The following is a 16,509-nucleotide window of genomic DNA, read 5'->3' as shown; positions in this document are numbered from 1 at the left end:
GAGGTGGATGAACCCGTGCTGACACCCGTAGCCCCCGCGGTCGACTCTGCCCCGCGCAGGGGAATCGGTGCAGTCTTCACGCGGTACCGCCGGGCCTGGCTGATCGCCGCCGGTGCTCTCGTCTTCGTGCTGCTGGGCAGTGGAGCCGTTTTCGCCGGAACCCAGACCGGCGCGGCGGAGCCGGCAGCGGCATCCGTTGTGGCGTCGCCCGCGGTCGCGCCGAGCCCCACTCCTACCATCGACCCGGCGCGGCCGGTGCCCGCCGAAGTGACGACGGCCAGCCGGCTGCGTACCTGCTCGGTCGCCGGGCTCGCCGCCGACACCCGCCTGGCCGATTTTCAGGCGCAGGTCGTCAATGCCAGCACCGGTGAAGTGCTGTTCAACCGCGGCGGCACGACGTCGTCGCGCACCGCGAGCGTCATGAAGGTGCTCACCTCCGCCGCCGCCCTCAACGTGCTCGGCAGCGACTACCGGGCCACGACCCGCGTAGTGCAGGGCGCCGAACCCGGTCAGGTCGTGCTCGTCGGCGGCGGAGATCTCACCCTGTCGCGGCTGCCCACCGGTCAGGAGCCGTTCTACACCGGCGCTGCCCACCTCGACGACCTCGCTACCCAGACCCGGGTCGCCTGGGCCGCCGACCCGACCAATCCGCCGATCACCTCGCTCGTACTCGACGCATCGTACTTTTCCGGTCCCGACTGGGACGAGGGCTGGGCCCGCACCGAGCTCGGACTCGGCTCCATGCCCGAGATCACCGCGCTGATGGTCGACGGTGACCGCAACGACCCGACCCGCAGCACGTCGGCGCGCAGCGAAGATCCGATCGCCCGGGCCGGCCAGGCCTTCGCCGACGCGCTCGGCGGTGGCCTCAGCATCAGTTCGGCCACCGCACCGGCCGGCGCCGCCCAACTCGGTGCCGTGCAGTCCGCGCCGGTGTCAACGCTCATTCAGCAGTCCCTGATTGTGAGTGACAACACCATCGCCGAGATGCTCGCCCGCCTCGTGGCCATCGAAAACGGTGCCGGCAACTCGTTCTCCGCGCTGCAGCAGGGCATCGTCGATGGCCTCGCCGCCTACGGCATCGACACGACCGGCATGATCATCAAGGACGGCTCGGGCCTCAGCCCCCACAACGCTGTCTCGCCGGCCTACCTGACGGCCCTGTTTATCAAGGTCAACGCCCGCGAGGGCAACCTCGGCGTACTCTTTGACGGATTGCCGATCGCCGGCGGACCGCGCGGATCCCTCTCGTACAACGACCGTTTCGCCGGGGCGAATGCCGCCGCCGACGGCGCAGTGTTCGCCAAAACCGGCTGGATCGATACCGGATACACGCTCGCCGGGGTCGTTCGTGCCGCCGATGGTACCCCGCTCACCTTCGCCATTTACGCCATCGGCAACGTGAGCTCGAGCGCTAAAATCGCCATCGACACGCTGACCACCGGGTTTTTTCACTGCGGCGACAATCTGTCCAATAACTGACCATTCGAAGGAGACCGCGTGACCCGTGCACTGTTCATCATCGACGTTCAGAATGACTTCACCGAGGGCGGTGCGCTCGGCGTTAACGGGGGCAGCGCAGTAGCGGCGGGCGTGAGCGCGCTGCTGGCGCAGCATCCGCTCGCCTATCGATATGTCTTCGCTTCGCGCGACTGGCACGATATCGGCAACGACAACGGTGGCCACTTCGCGCGCGATACGGCACCCGATTACCTCACGACCTGGCCAGTGCACTGTGTGGCCGGCACCGCGGGCGCCGAATATCACAAGGCTCTCACCACGGATGCCGTGACCTTCCATATTCGCAAGGGCCAGGGCAAGCCCGCGTACTCCATCTTCGAGGGCACCACCGAAGCCGGGCAGACGGTGACGGAGTTGCTGACCGAGCACGGCGTGACCGAGGTCGACATCGTCGGCCTCGCAACGGACCACTGCGTGCGCGCCTCCGTTCTCGACGCGCTCGAACATGGCCAGCGCGTGCGTGTGCTGACCGACCTGGTTGCCGGTGTCGCCGCGGAAGCCACGGCGACCGCGCTCGCTGAGATGGCGCACGCCGGCGCGGTCTTTGCCGCGAGCGACGCCGTCGAGTGACCTCGTTCGCGAGACGGCTCGACGGGGTGCGTATTGCCTTTGATACCGCGCCGGGGGAACGACCGGTTTTGCTCGTGCACGGTTTCGCGTCGACCGCAGCGGTCACCTGGAGCGGCTCGGGGTGGGTGCGGGCGCTCGGGGAAGTGGGGCGGGGCGCGATCACGCCCGACCTGCGCGGACATGGGCGCAGCGACAAACCGCACCGCCCCGACGACTACCTACCGAGGCAGCTGGCCGCCGACCTCGTGGCTGTGCTCGACATGCTGGAGCTCGAGCAGGTCGATGTCATCGGCTATTCCCTGGGGTCGCGGGTCGTGGCCGCCATGGCCCGGCTTGCGCCCGAACGCGTGCGCAGCCTTGTGCTCGGCGGAGCCGGGCCGCTCGAACTATTCGATACCTGGGATCAGGGCGAGGTCAACCGGTTCCTGCGCTCTGGCGACCTTCCTTCCGACCCGACCATTGCCGCCGTATTCGGGCCGGCGATCATCGCCGGAGCCGACCGGGAGGCGCTGATGGCGTGCGTGCAGGGGATGGCGGGAAGCACCCTGGACGTGCCAGTGGGCATCCGGCAATTGTTCGTGGCGGGCGGTGCCGACCAGATTCCGGCCGGGGTAGCACTGCTTGCGGCCGAGCGCGGCGCCGGGTACGTCGAACTGCCCGGCCGCACCCACCTCAGCGCGTTGACCGCCCGCGAGTTCAAGCAAGCAGCCCTGGAATTCTTGACCTGAGCCCGGGCTCGGTCCAAGAGAGCACGGAATACCCGTGCCGCCCGGATTTTACTCTCGGCGGCACGGTTCGGATTTACGAGAGCTACTCGTGGGTGCTGATGCCCAGCGGAACTCCGCGCGTTTCCTTGACCAGGGTCACCGCGACGAAGGAGATCGTAGCGAGGGCCATGAGGTAGATGCCGATGGAGAAGGACTGGCCGGTCTCGTCGAGCAACAGTTGCGCGATGAGCGGGGCGAATGCTCCACCGAGGATCGCGCCGAGCGCGTAGCCGATTGAGACGCCGGAGTAGCGCACCTGGGCGGGGAACATCTCGGCGTAGAGCGCGGCCTGTGGGCCGTAGGAGAAGCCGAGTCCGCTTGCCAGGATGATGAGCGAGAGCGCGAACCAGACGATGTCGCCGGTATCGATGAGCAGGAACATCGGGATCGCCCAGATGAACAGAAAGGCGTAGCCGAGCTGGAAGGTGCGCACGCGGCCGATTTTGTCGGACAGGATTCCTCCGAGCATGGTCGACGCGAGCCAGAACACGGCGGCGACGGTGCTGGCGATGAGCACCGGGGTGCGCTCCATGCCGAGTCCGCCAGCTTCGGCGGGCTTGGTGGCATACGAACTGAAGAAAGCGATGAGCATGTAACCGGCCGCATTGTTAGCGATGAAGATCAGTGCGGTGAGGATGACCTGTCGCGAGTGGTTCTGGAAGAGCTGCTTGAGCGGGGCAGCAGATTCCTTCTTGCGAGTCTGCATCTCCTTGAAGACCGGGCTCTCGGCGACCGCGCGGCGGATGACCCAGCCGACGACGATGAGCAGCACGGAGACGAGGAACGGAATGCGCCAACCCCAGCTGAGGAACGCTTCTTCACTCATCGACGTGGTGACCAGAATCATCACACCGGTGGCGAGGATGAGGCCGACCGGAACGCCGATCTGCGGGTAGGCACCGAAGAATCCGCGCTTGTTGATCGGTGCGTGCTCGACGCTCATGAGCGCGGCGCCGCCCCATTCGCCGCCGGCCGAGAAGCCCTGCAGGATGCGCAGCACGATCAGCAGGATCGGTGCCCAGACGCCGATCTGGTCGAAGGTTGGCAGCAGGCCGATGAGCGCGGTGGCCGCGCCCATCATGACGAGGGTGAAGACCAGCATGGCCTTGCGGCCGATGCGGTCACCGAGGTGTCCGGCGACGATGGCGCCGAGCGGGCGAAACAGGAAGCTGATGCCGAGCGAGGCCCAGGCGATCAGCTGGGCGAGCGGTTCGTTCTCTCCGGCGAGCGGTGCGAAGAACAGGCCGGCCAGCACGAGGCCGGCGGCCTGGGCGTAGATGAAGAAGTCGTACCACTCGATGGTGGTGCCCACCATCGTGCCGGCGAGAACCCGCCGTTCTTCGTTCCGTTTAGCGCTGGTCGCCTGCGTGCGCTCGGTCGTAAAAGCCATGGAATACTCCCTCGTATCTCACTGCGGTGCTGGGTCGGGTGCTGCGGCAAAGTGTGTGGATCGTGCGGAGAATATCGGCACTGGGGCAGTATGGCAGCTAAACCAAAGATTACCTACCTATTGGTCAGTATTGTGTGGGATCGGTATGTTGCGGCTGCCAGGGTGCGATTTTGCACCCTGCACGGGGGCGGTGACGAGCGATTTCGGCGTGCAGACCGCTAGTTTGAAGGGGATGACTTCGGAGAAGTCCGCCGTGCTGCGAGCCCGCCGCGCGTTCGGTGTGCTCATCGCCGGCTTGATCGTGACCCTGCTCTGGCCGATCGTCACGGCCACCTTCGAGCTCAACGCCTGGGACCCCTACGAGACGTGCGCGCGGGTACAAAGCTCGGGCGACCGCGGGCGCTACGATTTTTTCCGCCCCGCATGCTCTGTTCTACCGGGCCCGATGCGTGGGCCAGCGCGACCGCTGAGGGCGTGACTATCGGCCTGTCCGTCGTGCTCGTGCTGGGCGTGGCGAGCATGATAATCGGGGTGATCGCGGGTGTCTGGTCGGTGCCGAGGGTCGCGCCGGCAGCTTCCGGTGTGAATTTCACCTACGTGGCCGGGACGCTGCCTCCGCTTCGGGTTCGTCGATTGGAGTGGAACTCGTGCGGCCGGAGGAGGGGCCGCCCATCGTGCGGCCGACCGAGCCGTCGACGGCGCTGTCGGCCGCCGAACTCGAGCAACAGTTCGCGGCGTTCGTCACCCAGACAACCGCACGATTCGGGCCGGCCTTCCAGGAGCCGGAGCGGCAGGGGGCAATTCCTGGCACCGCCCTCGACCTGGCTGTGGCGGCCGCGCCCTATGCATTCGACTGCCTGGGTACGGGAATCGGCTACGGCATGGAACTCACCTTCTCCGGCGCGGACACCGACGACTGGGACGTCAACTACGACGCCGCGGCCGCCGCGTATCTTCGAATCACGACGGGATGGGCCACCGATGGCCACCCCAGCGCCGCCGAGAACAGCGAGTTCTACGCCTATGCCGACGAGCCCAGCGTCGTGTCGCAACTGCGCGCCCGGCACATTGGTTCGACCGTGCGAGTGGGCATGCAAAGCCTGTGCGTGGCCAAATAATCAGCGAAGCTCAGCGACGATCGTGCGCGCAGCCTCGGTGAGCGCTGCACCGATGTCGGTGGGGGAGTGCAGACTCGAGATGTACACGACGGCGAGCGAGGCGGGTGATTGCCCGGGCACAGCCAGGGGCACGGCGATCGACGACAGTCCGGGAACGACCTCGTCGTGGCTGGCGGCATAGCCGAGAGTGGCGACCTCACCGGCCTCGCTCCGGCGAACTCCGGCGAGAACGAGCGCAGCCCACTGACCGGCGTTCAGGCCTGACTGGATGGCGATTCCCGGTGCGCCCATATTTAGCGGATGCCGTGTGCCGGGCTGCTGTGCGACCGTCGCCTGGGCCTTCCGCGGTTCGATACTCACAAGCGTGACGACCTCGCTCTGGTCGAGGACCGCGATGAACGCGGTCATGCCGAGCTCGTTGGCGATGCGCGTGAGCACGGGCAGGGCAGCGGCCTGTAAGTCACGCGAGACACCCCGCGCCAAGGCGGCCAGGCGCGGGCCGAGCCGCACCAGTCCGGCCTGGTCGCGCACGACGAGGCCGTGATCTTCGAGGGTGCGGAGGATGCGATAGGCGATCGAACGGTGCACGTCGAGGGCGGTGGCGATATCGACGATGCTCATCGGCTCATCGGTGTCAGCGAGAATCTCCAGCACACGGATGCCGCGCGACAGCGTTTGCGAGTGCGCGGCGGGCGCCGAGGCGGGGTTGCCGGAGGTCTCGGCGAATTCTGGGATCGACACGCTCCTATTCTCGCATTCGGCTCTGTCGCTCAGTCATTCTGTCGCTCAGTCATTCTGTCGCTCAGTAACTCCGCCGCGGAACCTTGGGCCGGGCCGGACCCGCTGGCCTGATGAAGGTGGTGGCGAGCTTCTCCGAGGCTCTGGCGAGGATGGCCACGTCGGCACCGACGAGCACGAAGCGGGCGCCCGCCGCGAGGTAACGCTCGGCGGTCGCGGCCGCGAAAGCATTGACACCAACGGGCTTGCCGAGCGCCGTGACGGTGCGGATGCACTGCTCGACCGAGGCGACGACCTTGGGGTGGTCCTGCTGACCGAGCAGGCCCATCGACGCGGCGAGGTCGGAGGGGCCGATGAACAGGCCGTCGACGCCGTCGACGGCGGCGATCTCGGCAATATTGGCCACGGCATCCATCGTCTCGATCTGCAAGAACAGGGAGATCGTCTCGTTGGCGCGGGCCATGTAGTCGTCGATGCGGTTCCACCGGGACGCCCGGGCGAGGGCACTGCCGACGCCGCGAACGCCGAGCGGCGGATAGCGCACCGCGGCCACCATGTCACGGGCTTGCTCGGCGGTGTCGACCATCGGAATGAGCAGGTTCTGCGCGCCGAGGTCGAGCAGCTGCTTCACGATGATCCGATCCCCGATCGGAGCGCGCACCAGCGGCACGATCGGATAGCCGTGTACGGCCTGCAGCTGGCTGAGCGTGGACTCGAGGCCATTCGGGCTGTGTTCGGTGTCGATCAAAAGCCAGTCCAGGCCGCTACCGGCACAGATTTCCGCGACCAGCGCGCTGCCGGAACACACCCACATGCCGATCTGCGCCCGTTCAGTACCCCCGAGAACGTCGCGAAAGGTCGGCTCTGCTGCTACTCGAATCGGCATGTGATGGCTCCCAAGGGTCCGTAGTCGGCGTGCACGGTGTCGCCCTGCTGCACCCACATCGGACGGGTGAACGAGCCGGCCAAAATGATCTCGCCGGCCTCAAGGCTGGTTCCGTGCTGGGCGAGCTTGTTCGCCAGCCAGAAGACTCCGGCAGCGGGGTGGTTCAGTACGGCCGCGGCCACTCCTGATTCCTCGATGGTCTGGTTGCGGTACAGCAGCGCCGACACCCAGCGCAGGTCGATATCGCCAACCTTCACGGGAATGCCGCCCAACACCATCCCGCCCATCGCCGCGTTGTCGGAGATGGTGTCGACGATCGTGCGGCCGGGCATCTCAATGCGCGAACTGAGGATCTCCAACGCCGGAACGACGTAGTCCGTGGCATCGAGCACGTCGAACAAGGTGCAGTTGGGGCCGGACAGTGGTTTGCCCAGCACGAACGCCAGCTCGACTTCGATTCGCACGTTCGAGAAGCTGTCGAACCGGATGCTCGCGCCATTCTCGTAGACCTCGTCGGCGAAGATCACACCATAATCGGGTTCGGTGATGCCGGTGGCGACCTGCATGACCTTGGAGGTCAGACCGATCTTGTGGCCGACGAGCCGGCGGCCAGCCGCGATGCCGCGCTCCTTCCACAGGCTCTGCACGGCGTAGGCGTCGTCGACGGTCATCCCGGGGTGGCGGGTGGTCAGAAGGGGAACCGTCGACCGGGTGAGGCCGGCCGCGACAAGTTCGTCGACGATCTTTTCAATGACTGTGTGATCAAGCATGGGCGCCACTCCTAAAGGGTGGTGCCGAGTTTGAAGCCGGCCAGCTCGTCGTCTTTGCGAGTGTACGAGAAGCCGTCGGCGCCGACGGTCACGGCCATTTCACTGGATTCGGTGCGTTCGATGACCGGCTGGGGGTTGCCGTCGAGGTCGAGCACGAGGGAGGCATCCGTGTACCAGCTGGGAACGACCGGGTTGCCCCACCAGTCCCGGCGCTGGTTGTCGTGCACGTCCCAAGTGACGACGGGGTTGTCGGGGTCGCCGGTGTAGTAGTCCTGCGTGTAGATCTCAACGCGGTGGCCGTCGGGGTCGCGCAGGTACAGGTAGAACGCGTTCGAGACGCCGTGGCGGCCCGGCCCGCGTTCGATCAGGTCGCTCTTGCGCAGCGCACCGAGCTTGTCGCAAATGTAGATGATGTTGTGCTTTTCGTGGGTGGAGAAGGCGATGTGGTGCATGCGCGGCCCGTTGCCGCCGGTGAGGGCGGTGTCGTGCACGGTGTCCTTGCGGCGCATCCAGGCGGCGTAGGTGACGCCGTCTTTGTCCTGGATGTCTTCGGTGACACGAAAGCCGAGGTCTTCAAGGTATTTACGGCCGCGGCCGACGTCGGGGGTGACCTGGTTGAAGTGGTCGAGGCGCACGAGCGCGCCTGGACCCTGCAGGTCGTAGCGCCAGGCGAGGCGTTCCACGTGGGTGGTCGCGTAAAAGAACTCATACGGAAAGCCGAGCGGGTCCGCGACGCGCACGCTGTCGCCGATGCCCGGCACGAAGCCCTCGGCGCGACGTTCGGTGCGGCAGCCGAGCTCCTGGTAATACGCCTCGGCGAGGTCGACGTCTTTGGGGCTGCGCACCCGAAACGCCATCGCGGCGACGGCGGCGATGGGCCCCTGGCGCAGCACGAGGTTGTGGTGGATGAATTCTTCGAAGCTGCGCAGGTAGATCTCGGAGTCGCTTTCCTCGGTGACGACGAGGCCGAGAATGTCGACGTAGAATTCGCGCGACTTGGCGAGGTCGGTCACGACGATGTCCATGTAGGCGCAGCGGAGGATATCGGGCGGGGTAGCGGTGGGAGTGGGGATCGGGCTGAGTGTCATGGGGTTCTCCTCGTTGAGGGTGACGCGGTGTGCTGCGGTTTGCAGCTGATGCTCGAAGCGGCTAGTTGCCACCGAAACGAGGCGTGTGCACCGGGGCGAGCGTGATGTGCACGGCCTGCGAGTCGGTGTAGAAATCGATCGACCGGTAACCGCCCTCGTGGCCGAGACCGGAAGCCTTGACGCCGCCGAACGGGGTGCGCAGGTCCCTCACGTTGTGCGAGTTGAGCCAGACCATCCCGGCATCGACCGACTGGGCGAAGGTGTGCGCGCGAACCAGGTCGGTGGTCCAAATGTAGGCCGCCAGCCCGTACTTCACGCCGTTGGCCAGCGCGAGCGCTTCGGCATCCGTTTCGAAGGGGGTGATGGCCACGACCGGGCCGAAGATCTCCTCCTGAAAGATGCGGGCGGTCGGGGCGACGTCGGCGAAGACCGTGGGGGAGACGTAGTTTCCCTCTGGCAGTGTCTCGGGGCGGCCGCCGCCGGCGAGTAGTCGACCCTCGGTCTTGCCGATTTCGACGTAGCTCATAACCTTGGCGTAGTGCTCAGGGTGCACGAGCGCGCCGACCTCAGTCTTCGGGTCGTGCGGGTCGCCGACGACTATGCGTTGAGCGCGGGCCGCATAGCGGGCGCAGAATTCGTCGTAGATCGAGCGCTCGACCAGAATGCGGCTCGACGCCGTGCAGCGCTCGCCGTTCAGCGAGAACACACCGAACAGGGTCGAGTCGATGGCGGCGTCGAGGTCGGCGTCGGCGAAGACGACGGCGGGCGACTTGCCGCCGAGCTCCATCGACATGCCCTTGAGGTTCGCCGCGCAGTTGCGGTAGATGGTCTGGCCGGTCGTCGTCTCACCGGTAAACGAGATGAGCGGCACGTCGGGATGCTTGACCAGCGCATCGCCGGCTTCCTCGCCGAGACCGTTGACCAGGTTGAATACGCCGTCTGGCACCCCGGCGGTGCGAAATATCTCCGCCCACAGGCTTGCCGACAGCGGCGTGAATTCGGCCGGTTTCAGCACGACGGTGCAGCCGGAGGCGAGCGCGGGGGCAAGCTTCCAGCTTTCGAGCATGAAGGGGGTGTTCCACGGCGTGATCAGCCCGGCGACACCGATTGGCTTGCGGTTGACGTAGTTGATCTGTCGGCCTGGAACTTGGTAAGTGTCGTCGGCCTGCGCCACGATCAGGTCGGCGAAGAACCGAAAGTTTTCGGCCGCGCGCTGCGCCTGGCCGAGCGCCTGCGTGATCGGCAGCCCGGTATCGAAGGTTTCCAGTTCGGCGAGCCGGGCATCCTGCGCCTCGACGGCGTCGGCGATGCGGTGCAGCACCCGGGCGCGGGCCCGGGGCAGCATGCGTGGCCAGGGTCCACTGGAGAAGGCGTCCTTCGCGGCGGCGACGGCCAGGTCGATGTCGGCCTGCTGGCCGGCGGCTGCGATGGCGTAGGTCTGGTTCGACACCGGGTCGAGCACCTCGAACGTCTCACCATCGACGCTGTCGACGAATTCTCCACCGATGAAGTGACGGATGCTGGTGGGTAGGTCATCGGGAACATAGTGCGTTGTCTGGACAGACGTCTGCGTCATGGTCAGGCTTTCTCTCTCGGGGACGGTTCGACTTCGATGTGGAGATGATGCGACTTCTGGTAGGCGAGGAAGGCATCCAGCGTGCCGGTGCGGTGAGCGCGCGCGGCCAGCTCGAGCGTGAGCGCGTCAGCGCCCGCCTCGATCAGCTGAAGCAGGTTGTCATGCTCCGCTACTGAGTCGCGGGCGCGGCCGGGCACGAAGCTGAAGGTGGAGTCGCGCAGCACCTTCATGCGGTTCCAGCCGCGGTGCACCAGATCGAGGATGTGCGGGTTCGGGCAGTTCTCGAACAGGATCGAGTGAAATTCAAGGTTGAGTTCGGTGAACCGGTGCGGGTTGAGGTCTTCGAGGGAGGCAGTCATGGCCTGGTTGACCGTGCGGGCGCGTTCGATGTCGGCGGTGGTGATGAACGGCGCCGACAGTGCGGTCGCGACGCCCTCGACGACGCTCAGCGTTTGCATCGTATAGAGATATTCGGTCTCTTCGAGCATGGCGACCTGCGCCCCGACGTTGCGCTCGAAGGTGACCAGCCCCTCCGCTTCAAGGCGGCGGATAGCCTCGCGCACCGGTACGACACTCACGCCCAGGTCCTTACCGATCGCGCCCAGAACTAAACGGTAGCCCGGCGTGAACGTTCCGTCGGAGATGCGCGCCTTGATCCATTGATAGGCGAGTTCGGACTTGCTCACCGACAGCGCTATTACTGCAGCCATGCTCGGTACCGTTCCTTCCACTTGGCGTTCATCGGGTACAGCCCGTCGACACCTTCGCCCGCGGCAACCATCGCGGCGATAAACGTCTCCTCACGCTCCTGCTCGATCGCGTCGGTGACGACCTCCTCGATCACGTGCGGCGGAATCACGAGGACGCCGTCGGCATCGCCGACAATCACATCGCCGGGCTGCACCGCCGCACCGCCGCAGGCAATGGTGAGGTCCGTGTCCCACGGCACGTGCCTGCGGCCGAGAACGGCAGGATGCGCGTTGGCGAAGTAAGTGGGCATCTCGAGGGCGGCCACGGCGGTCACGTCGCGCACCCCGCCATCCGTCACGAGGCCGGCCGCGCCGTTGACCTGCGCGCGGAGGGCGAGGATGTCCCCGACCGTGCCGGTGCCGGTCTCGCCGCGGGCCTCGATCACGAGTACATCTCCGGGGCGAAGCGAATCAAAGGCGCGCTTTTGCGCGTTGTAGCCGCCGCCGTGGGCGATAAAGAGGTCCTCCCGGTTGGGAATGAATCGCAGCGTTCGGGCGAGCCCCACCAGGCGTTTGGTGGGACGTGTGGTTTGAAGTCCGTCGATCGATACGTTGTTCAGGCCGCGCTTGCGCAGTTGCGAGCTGAGCGTGGCGGTGCCGACCGAGTTGATCTTCGCTTTGAGCTCGTCGGTCAGAATGCTGGAACCGGCCTCCGGTAGTCCGGCTGCTTCGGCTGACCCCCAGGCCTCAGCTCGCTGCAGATCGTCGATCTTCGGACTGGCGCCGTATTCGGCCATTGCGACCGCGCCCGCGACGACCGGTGTGACCAGTCGTCCGCTGCTTGGCGCTCCCGGCGCGGTCGGGGCATCCACTTCGACCTCGACCACGTCGCCGGGCTGCACTACTGAAGACCCAGCGGGGGTTCCGGTGAGAATCACGTCGCCCGGCTCGAGCGTCATCAACTGGGAGAGATCGGCGACCAGACGACCGAACGGGAAGACCAGCTCTGCAGTGCTGTCGTCCTGCACCAACTCGCCGTTGACCCAGGTGCGCACCCGCAGGGCATCGGGTTCAACGCCCCTGGCGTTGAGCACGTTCGGGCCGAGCGGGGTGAAGCCGTCTCCGCCCTTGGACTTCAAATTCGACCCTTTGTCGGCGTAGCGCAGATCGTAGACGCCGAAGTCATTCGCGGCGGTGACGCCAGAGACAGCCGCCCAGCCCTGATCCGGGCTCACTCGACGGATGCTGCGGCCGATGATGAGGGCGATCTCGCCCTCGAAGGCGAGCAGTTCGGTGCCGGCTGGGCGTTCGATCGGGGTACCCGAGGCGCTCACCGAGGTGCCGGGCTTCAGGAAGTACGAGGGCTGCTCCGGCACGCGGCCGCGCTGGGCAATGCGGGAGGGATAGTTTAAATGCAGTGCGATCACCTTGCCGGGGGTGCCGGTAAATGGTGTGGGATTCTGCATGTGAGGTCCTCTCGCAGCGCTGCGTGTGTATTTGAAATGATATACGATCGTGCGAACGACGCAAGCCCGTCGAACAGAGGCTCGATCCCACACCGAGCGGCCTGCGACCTTGTCGGTGGGCAGAGCTAGGCTATTACCGTCAGATCGACGGGCAGACACAAGCATGGGAGATGCAATGACGGTTGTTACCGAAGCGCCAACGAACGAATCCAAACTGCTCGCTCGCGTGCCCAGCCAGCTCTACATCAACGGCAAATGGGTTGCCGCCACCGGCGGGCGCACCCTCGATGTCGTCGACCCGGCCACCGGCTGTGTCATCAAAACCATCGCCGACGCGAGCGTGGCCGACGGCGCTGCCGCCCTCGACGCCGCCGACGCCGCGCAGGCTGACTGGGCAGCGACCCCGGCCCGCGTACGTGGAGAAATTCTGCGCCGCACCTTCGACCTGTTGCAGGAGCGCAAGCAGGAATTTGCCCTGCTCATGACCCTCGAAATGGGCAAGCCGCTGCCCGAAGCGCTCGGCGAGGTCGGCTACGGCGGTGAATTCTTGCGCTGGTTCAGCGAAGAAGCCGTACGCATCAGTGGTCGCTACGGCACCAACCCCGAGGGTACCGGTCGCACGATCGTCACCCAGCATCCGGTTGGACCCTGCCTTTTGATCACCCCGTGGAACTTTCCCCTGGCCATGGCGACCCGCAAGATCGCCCCGGCGCTCGCCGCCGGCTGCACCGTCGTGGTCAAGCCGGCCGCCCTCACACCGCTGACCACCCTGCACTTTGTGGCCCTGCTTGAAGAGGCTGGCCTGCCGGCCGGTGTCGTCAACGTCATCACGACGTCCCAGTCCGGCGCGGTGACCGAGCCGATCATCGCCGACCCACGCCTCCGCAAGCTCAGCTTCACCGGGTCGACCCCGGTCGGCAAGGCGCTCATCAAGCTCTCCGCCGAGAACGTGCTTCGCACGTCGATGGAGCTCGGCGGCAACGCCCCGTTCGTCATCTTCGCCGATGCCGACCTCGATAAGGCCGTGGATGGTGCGCTTATCGCCAAGTTTCGCAATATCGGCCAGGCCTGCACCGCGGCCAACCGCTTCATCGTGCACGAGTCCGTTGCCGCCGAATTCGCCCGTCGTGTCACCGAAAAGGTCGAAGCCTTTCAGATCGGGCGTGGTACCGAGGGCGGCATCACCATTGGCCCGCTGATCGATCAGAAAGCCGTCGCGAAGGCCGACTCCCTCGTGCAGGACGCGCTCACCCGCGGCGCGACCCTGCTCACCGGCGGCAGTGCCATCGAGCGTGAGGGCACCTTCTACGCACCCACCGTACTCACCGATGTCGCACCCGGCAGCGACATCCTGCGCGATGAGATCTTCGGCCCGGTGCTGGCAATCAGCACCTTCACCGACGAAGAGGATGCCGTGCGCCTCGCCAACGACACCGAGTTCGGCTTGATCAGCTACGTGTTCACGACCGATCTCGCTCGCGGCCAGCGCATGATCGACAAACTGCAGACCGGCATGATGGGCCTGAACACCGGCGTCGTCTCCAACGCGGCCGCGCCGTTCGGCGGTGTCAAGCAGTCCGGTCTCGGTCGCGAGGGCGGCCTCGAGGGCATCCAGGAGTACCTGTCGACGAAATACACGCTCACGCCCGTGTCCTAGCCGGCACGCGTAACGAGCGATGCCGCAACCCGCGCGCAGAATCGCGACCGGGTGCATTCGTTATGCCTTCGAGGCGAGATCTGCCAGGTTAGGTGATTTTCGTCGGGGAGGGCCGCAGCCGATGACGTCGGGTTTGCTGCTGTGGCCCCTGCTGCGTGGTGAAGCTGCTGCCGAGTCGAGGGAAACTCACTATGCTGGTGGGCGCGGAGGTCGACACCGAAACGGTGCCGCAGCCGCGCCCCTGCCCGGTTCGCGTTTTGGCCCGAAGGACCCACCCCGACGTGAGTACACCCACCGACGATGACTCAGCCCTGGCCGGCGCCTTCCAGAATGGCGATGAGCGTGCCCTGGCTGCCGCCTACGCCCGCTGGTCGTCGCTGGTCTTCACGATCGCCGTGCGCTCCCTAGCCAACGCGGCTGATGCCGAAGACGTCACCCAGAAGGTGTTCATCGCGGCCTGGCGCGGCCGTGCCGGGTTCGACCCGGCCCGATCCCGGCTGCCGGCCTGGCTGACCGGCATCACCCGGCACGTGATCGCCGACACCCACGAGGCGCGCAATCGACAACGGCGCATCGAACAAGCGCTCGCCGCGACCGTACCCGCGCACCGTGTCGACGACAGCATCAGCGTGGTCAACCGGGTACTGGTCGGCGACGAAATCGACCGGCTCGAGCCGGTCCCGCGCCAGGTGATGCGCCTGGCCTTCTTCGACGACCTCACCCAGGTGCAAATCGCCGACAGCCTCGGACTGCCGCTCGGCACCGTCAAGAGCCACATGCGCCGCAGCCTGACCCGGCTGCGCACCCGGCTGGAGGTGTCCGATGATTCCTACTGACCGCGCCCACCTCGACCGTACCCACATCGTCACCGATGACCTGTACCTGCACGCCCTGGCCGAACTCGACGTGAGCGATGCAGAACGCATCCACCTCGCGGCCTGCGCCAAGTGTGCGGGCGAGTACCTGGCCCTGCGGCAGGTCGTGCAACTCGGTCGAGCGGCCAGACCCGACCGTCTGCTCACGCCGCCCGAGGAGGTCTGGGTGAGCATCCACGCCGAACTCGCACTGAGCGACGCCGTACGCACGCCGCCGCTGCCCCCGCGGCTTTCTTACCCGACGGACGCCGCGGCCGAGCCGCACGCTTCCGCTGGCAAACGCGGCGAACCGGCCGCTTTCGCACCGGTTCGCCAGTTTCCTCGTCTCCGGTGGGTGCTGGTCGCGGCGGCCGTCGGCCTGGTCGGGCTGGCCGGTGGCATCGCCATCGGCGTGGCGACCACCACCGGAGGCGCTGAGCGGGTTATGGCCGAAGCCACCCTCGGTGCACTGCCCGGCTGGACCGCGAGCGGATTGGCCAGGGTCGAAGAATCCGTCGACGGTCAGCGCTCGGTCGTCGTCGACCTCGACGCGCCGGCCGGCGCAAGCCTGCGCGAAGTCTGGCTGCTGAAAGCGGATGCCTCCGGCCTGGTCAGTCTCGGATTTCTGGACGGGTCCACCGGCCGTTTCACCGTTCCCGCCGGCGTCGACCTGGACCAGTACCCGCTCGTCGATGTGTCGGCCGAACCCGCCGACGGCGACCCGGCGCACTCCGGCGACTCGATCGTGCGCGGCGAACTGCTCGCGGGTGACTGAGAATTACTCACTGTCGGTGCATCCGAATCCCGCGGGGGCGGGGAAGGTGTTACCAAGGGAGGTAAGCCGCCTTCCGTAACGACCCATGGAGGTAGCAATGCGCAAGTCCATCGCCGTCGGAATATCCGCCGGCCTCCTCGTAGCTTTCGCCGGGCTCGCGCCGGCGCAGGCGGCCGTACCCGCGGCATCCACCTCGCCGGGCACCGGATCGGTGTCGGTGCTGCATGCCATCCCCGGCCTCACCCTCGACATCTCGGTCGACGGCCGCGTGGTCGTCGACGACTTCGAGCCGGGCACCCTGCTCGGGCCGTTGAAGATCGCGGCCGGCACGCACACCGTCGACATCTCCGCGTCGAACCCCCTCGAACTCGGCGGCAGCGCCAATGGCTCACCGTTGGTCGGCCTCGCACTGAGTGGTTCGAGCACCGTGACCGTCACGGCGAATCGCAGCTTCACGGCCGTCGCCCACCTGACTGACGCCGGTATACCCACCGCAACGCTGTTCAGTGACGACACCGCGCCGCTGGCTGCCGGGCAGGGCCGCCTCACCGTGCGCCATGTCGCGGCCGCTCCCGCCGTGGACGTGCTCGCGAACGGCGCCGTCGCCGTCGCCGGCCTGACCAACCCGTCGGAGGCTGTGCTCG

At 66.6% G+C, this 16,509-nt stretch carries 16 protein-coding genes and 1 pseudogene; 9 read left to right on the top strand and 8 right to left on the bottom strand.

All coding sequences use genetic code 11. The features are described from left to right. The first annotated feature begins 3 nt into the window (after window positions 1-3). The 3 genes from dacB to E3T51_RS01100 are packed head-to-tail and all read left to right on the top strand — an operon-like array spanning window position 4 to window position 2,819. Window positions 4-1,482: a D-alanyl-D-alanine carboxypeptidase/D-alanyl-D-alanine endopeptidase gene (gene dacB, locus E3T51_RS01110; RefSeq protein WP_241989098.1), complete on the top strand. Its 1,479-nt coding sequence runs from the start codon at window positions 4-6 to the stop codon at window positions 1,480-1,482. Window positions 1,483-1,500: 18 nt separating this feature from the next. Beyond that, window positions 1,501-2,091: an isochorismatase family protein gene (locus tag E3T51_RS01105; protein WP_134526389.1), complete on the top strand. Its 591-nt coding sequence runs from the start codon at window positions 1,501-1,503 to the stop codon at window positions 2,089-2,091. Window positions 2,092-2,117: 26 nt separating this feature from the next. After that, a complete protein-coding gene (locus E3T51_RS01100; protein ID WP_134526386.1) occupies window positions 2,118-2,819 on the top strand; it encodes an alpha/beta fold hydrolase in 702 nt (233 codons plus the stop codon). An 82-nt stretch (window positions 2,820-2,901) separates the two neighbouring features. Here E3T51_RS01100 and E3T51_RS01095 read toward each other — a convergent pair whose 3' ends face one another. Continuing rightward, the gene (locus E3T51_RS01095) at window positions 2,902-4,248 is read right to left on the bottom strand and encodes an MFS transporter (RefSeq protein ID WP_104191212.1); all 1,347 of its coding nucleotides are present in this window, start codon (window positions 4,246-4,248) and stop codon (window positions 2,902-2,904) included. Window positions 4,249-4,480: 232 nt separating this feature from the next. Here E3T51_RS01095 and E3T51_RS01090 point away from each other — a divergent pair, with 232 nt between their 5' ends. Together E3T51_RS01090 and E3T51_RS01085 are read left to right on the top strand one after the other, a co-directional pair. Then, entirely contained in the window at window positions 4,481-4,726 is a 246-nt protein-coding gene (locus tag E3T51_RS01090) for a hypothetical protein (RefSeq protein WP_134526384.1), read from the top strand. A gap of 169 nt (window positions 4,727-4,895) precedes the next feature. After that, complete coding sequence (locus tag E3T51_RS01085; protein WP_134526381.1) at window positions 4,896-5,366, top strand: hypothetical protein; 471 nt, start codon at window positions 4,896-4,898, stop codon at window positions 5,364-5,366. Here E3T51_RS01085 and E3T51_RS01080 read toward each other — a convergent pair whose 3' ends face one another. The 7 genes from E3T51_RS01080 to E3T51_RS01050 all read right to left on the bottom strand — a co-directional run bounded on the left by E3T51_RS01080 (window position 5,367) and on the right by E3T51_RS01050 (window position 12,579). Then, window positions 5,367-6,107: an IclR family transcriptional regulator gene (locus E3T51_RS01080; protein ID WP_241989097.1), complete on the bottom strand. Its 741-nt coding sequence runs from the start codon at window positions 6,105-6,107 to the stop codon at window positions 5,367-5,369. A 61-nt stretch (window positions 6,108-6,168) separates the two neighbouring features. After that, window positions 6,169-6,990, bottom strand: coding sequence for an HpcH/HpaI aldolase family protein (locus E3T51_RS01075; RefSeq protein WP_134526378.1), 822 nt, complete (start codon window positions 6,988-6,990; stop codon window positions 6,169-6,171). After that, complete coding sequence (gene hpaH / locus E3T51_RS01070) at window positions 6,975-7,760, bottom strand: 2-oxo-hept-4-ene-1,7-dioate hydratase (protein WP_134526376.1); 786 nt, start codon at window positions 7,758-7,760, stop codon at window positions 6,975-6,977. Before hpaH ends, E3T51_RS01075 begins: the two co-directional genes overlap by 16 nt. An 11-nt stretch (window positions 7,761-7,771) precedes the next feature. Further along, window positions 7,772-8,848, bottom strand: a complete 1,077-nt coding sequence (gene hpaD, locus E3T51_RS01065; protein WP_134526373.1) for a 3,4-dihydroxyphenylacetate 2,3-dioxygenase — start codon at window positions 8,846-8,848, stop codon at window positions 7,772-7,774. 61 nt (window positions 8,849-8,909) lie between these two features. Beyond that, window positions 8,910-10,424, bottom strand: coding sequence for a 5-carboxymethyl-2-hydroxymuconate semialdehyde dehydrogenase (gene hpaE / locus E3T51_RS01060; RefSeq protein ID WP_134526370.1), 1,515 nt, complete (start codon window positions 10,422-10,424; stop codon window positions 8,910-8,912). 2 nt (window positions 10,425-10,426) lie between these two features. Then, window positions 10,427-11,134 (bottom strand): GntR family transcriptional regulator, encoded by a 708-nt coding sequence (locus tag E3T51_RS01055; RefSeq protein WP_134526367.1) that lies wholly within the window; start codon window positions 11,132-11,134, stop codon window positions 10,427-10,429. Beyond that, window positions 11,122-12,579, bottom strand: a complete 1,458-nt coding sequence (locus E3T51_RS01050) for a fumarylacetoacetate hydrolase family protein (RefSeq protein ID WP_134526364.1) — start codon at window positions 12,577-12,579, stop codon at window positions 11,122-11,124. Before E3T51_RS01050 ends, E3T51_RS01055 begins: the two co-directional genes overlap by 13 nt. 175 nt (window positions 12,580-12,754) lie before the next feature. Here E3T51_RS01050 and E3T51_RS01045 point away from each other — a divergent pair, with 175 nt between their 5' ends. From E3T51_RS01045 to E3T51_RS17470, 4 genes and pseudogenes are all read left to right on the top strand, one after another. Continuing rightward, window positions 12,755-14,236 carry an NAD-dependent succinate-semialdehyde dehydrogenase gene (locus tag E3T51_RS01045; RefSeq protein ID WP_134526361.1) on the top strand — a complete coding sequence of 494 codons (1,482 nt, stop codon included), beginning with the start codon at window positions 12,755-12,757 and terminating at the stop codon, window positions 14,234-14,236. A gap of 281 nt (window positions 14,237-14,517) precedes the next feature. Next, window positions 14,518-15,072, top strand: coding sequence for an RNA polymerase sigma factor (locus E3T51_RS01040; protein WP_241989096.1), 555 nt, complete (start codon window positions 14,518-14,520; stop codon window positions 15,070-15,072). Next, the gene (locus tag E3T51_RS01035) at window positions 15,059-15,865 is read left to right on the top strand and encodes an anti-sigma factor (protein WP_134526355.1); all 807 of its coding nucleotides are present in this window, start codon (window positions 15,059-15,061) and stop codon (window positions 15,863-15,865) included. The genes E3T51_RS01040 and E3T51_RS01035 overlap by 14 nt, the downstream gene beginning before the upstream one ends. An 85-nt stretch (window positions 15,866-15,950) precedes the next feature. Beyond that, a pseudogene (locus E3T51_RS17470) lies at window positions 15,951-16,439 on the top strand (DUF4397 domain-containing protein); the annotation flags it as partial. Window positions 16,440-16,509 lie beyond the last annotated feature (70 nt).

Origin of the sequence: Cryobacterium serini (genome assembly GCF_004404025.1) — a bacterium.
GTDB lineage: Bacteria > Actinomycetota > Actinomycetes > Actinomycetales > Microbacteriaceae > Cryobacterium > Cryobacterium serini.
Note: the sequence above shows the minus strand (reverse complement) of the source record. Positions and strands in the feature narration are given on the sequence as shown.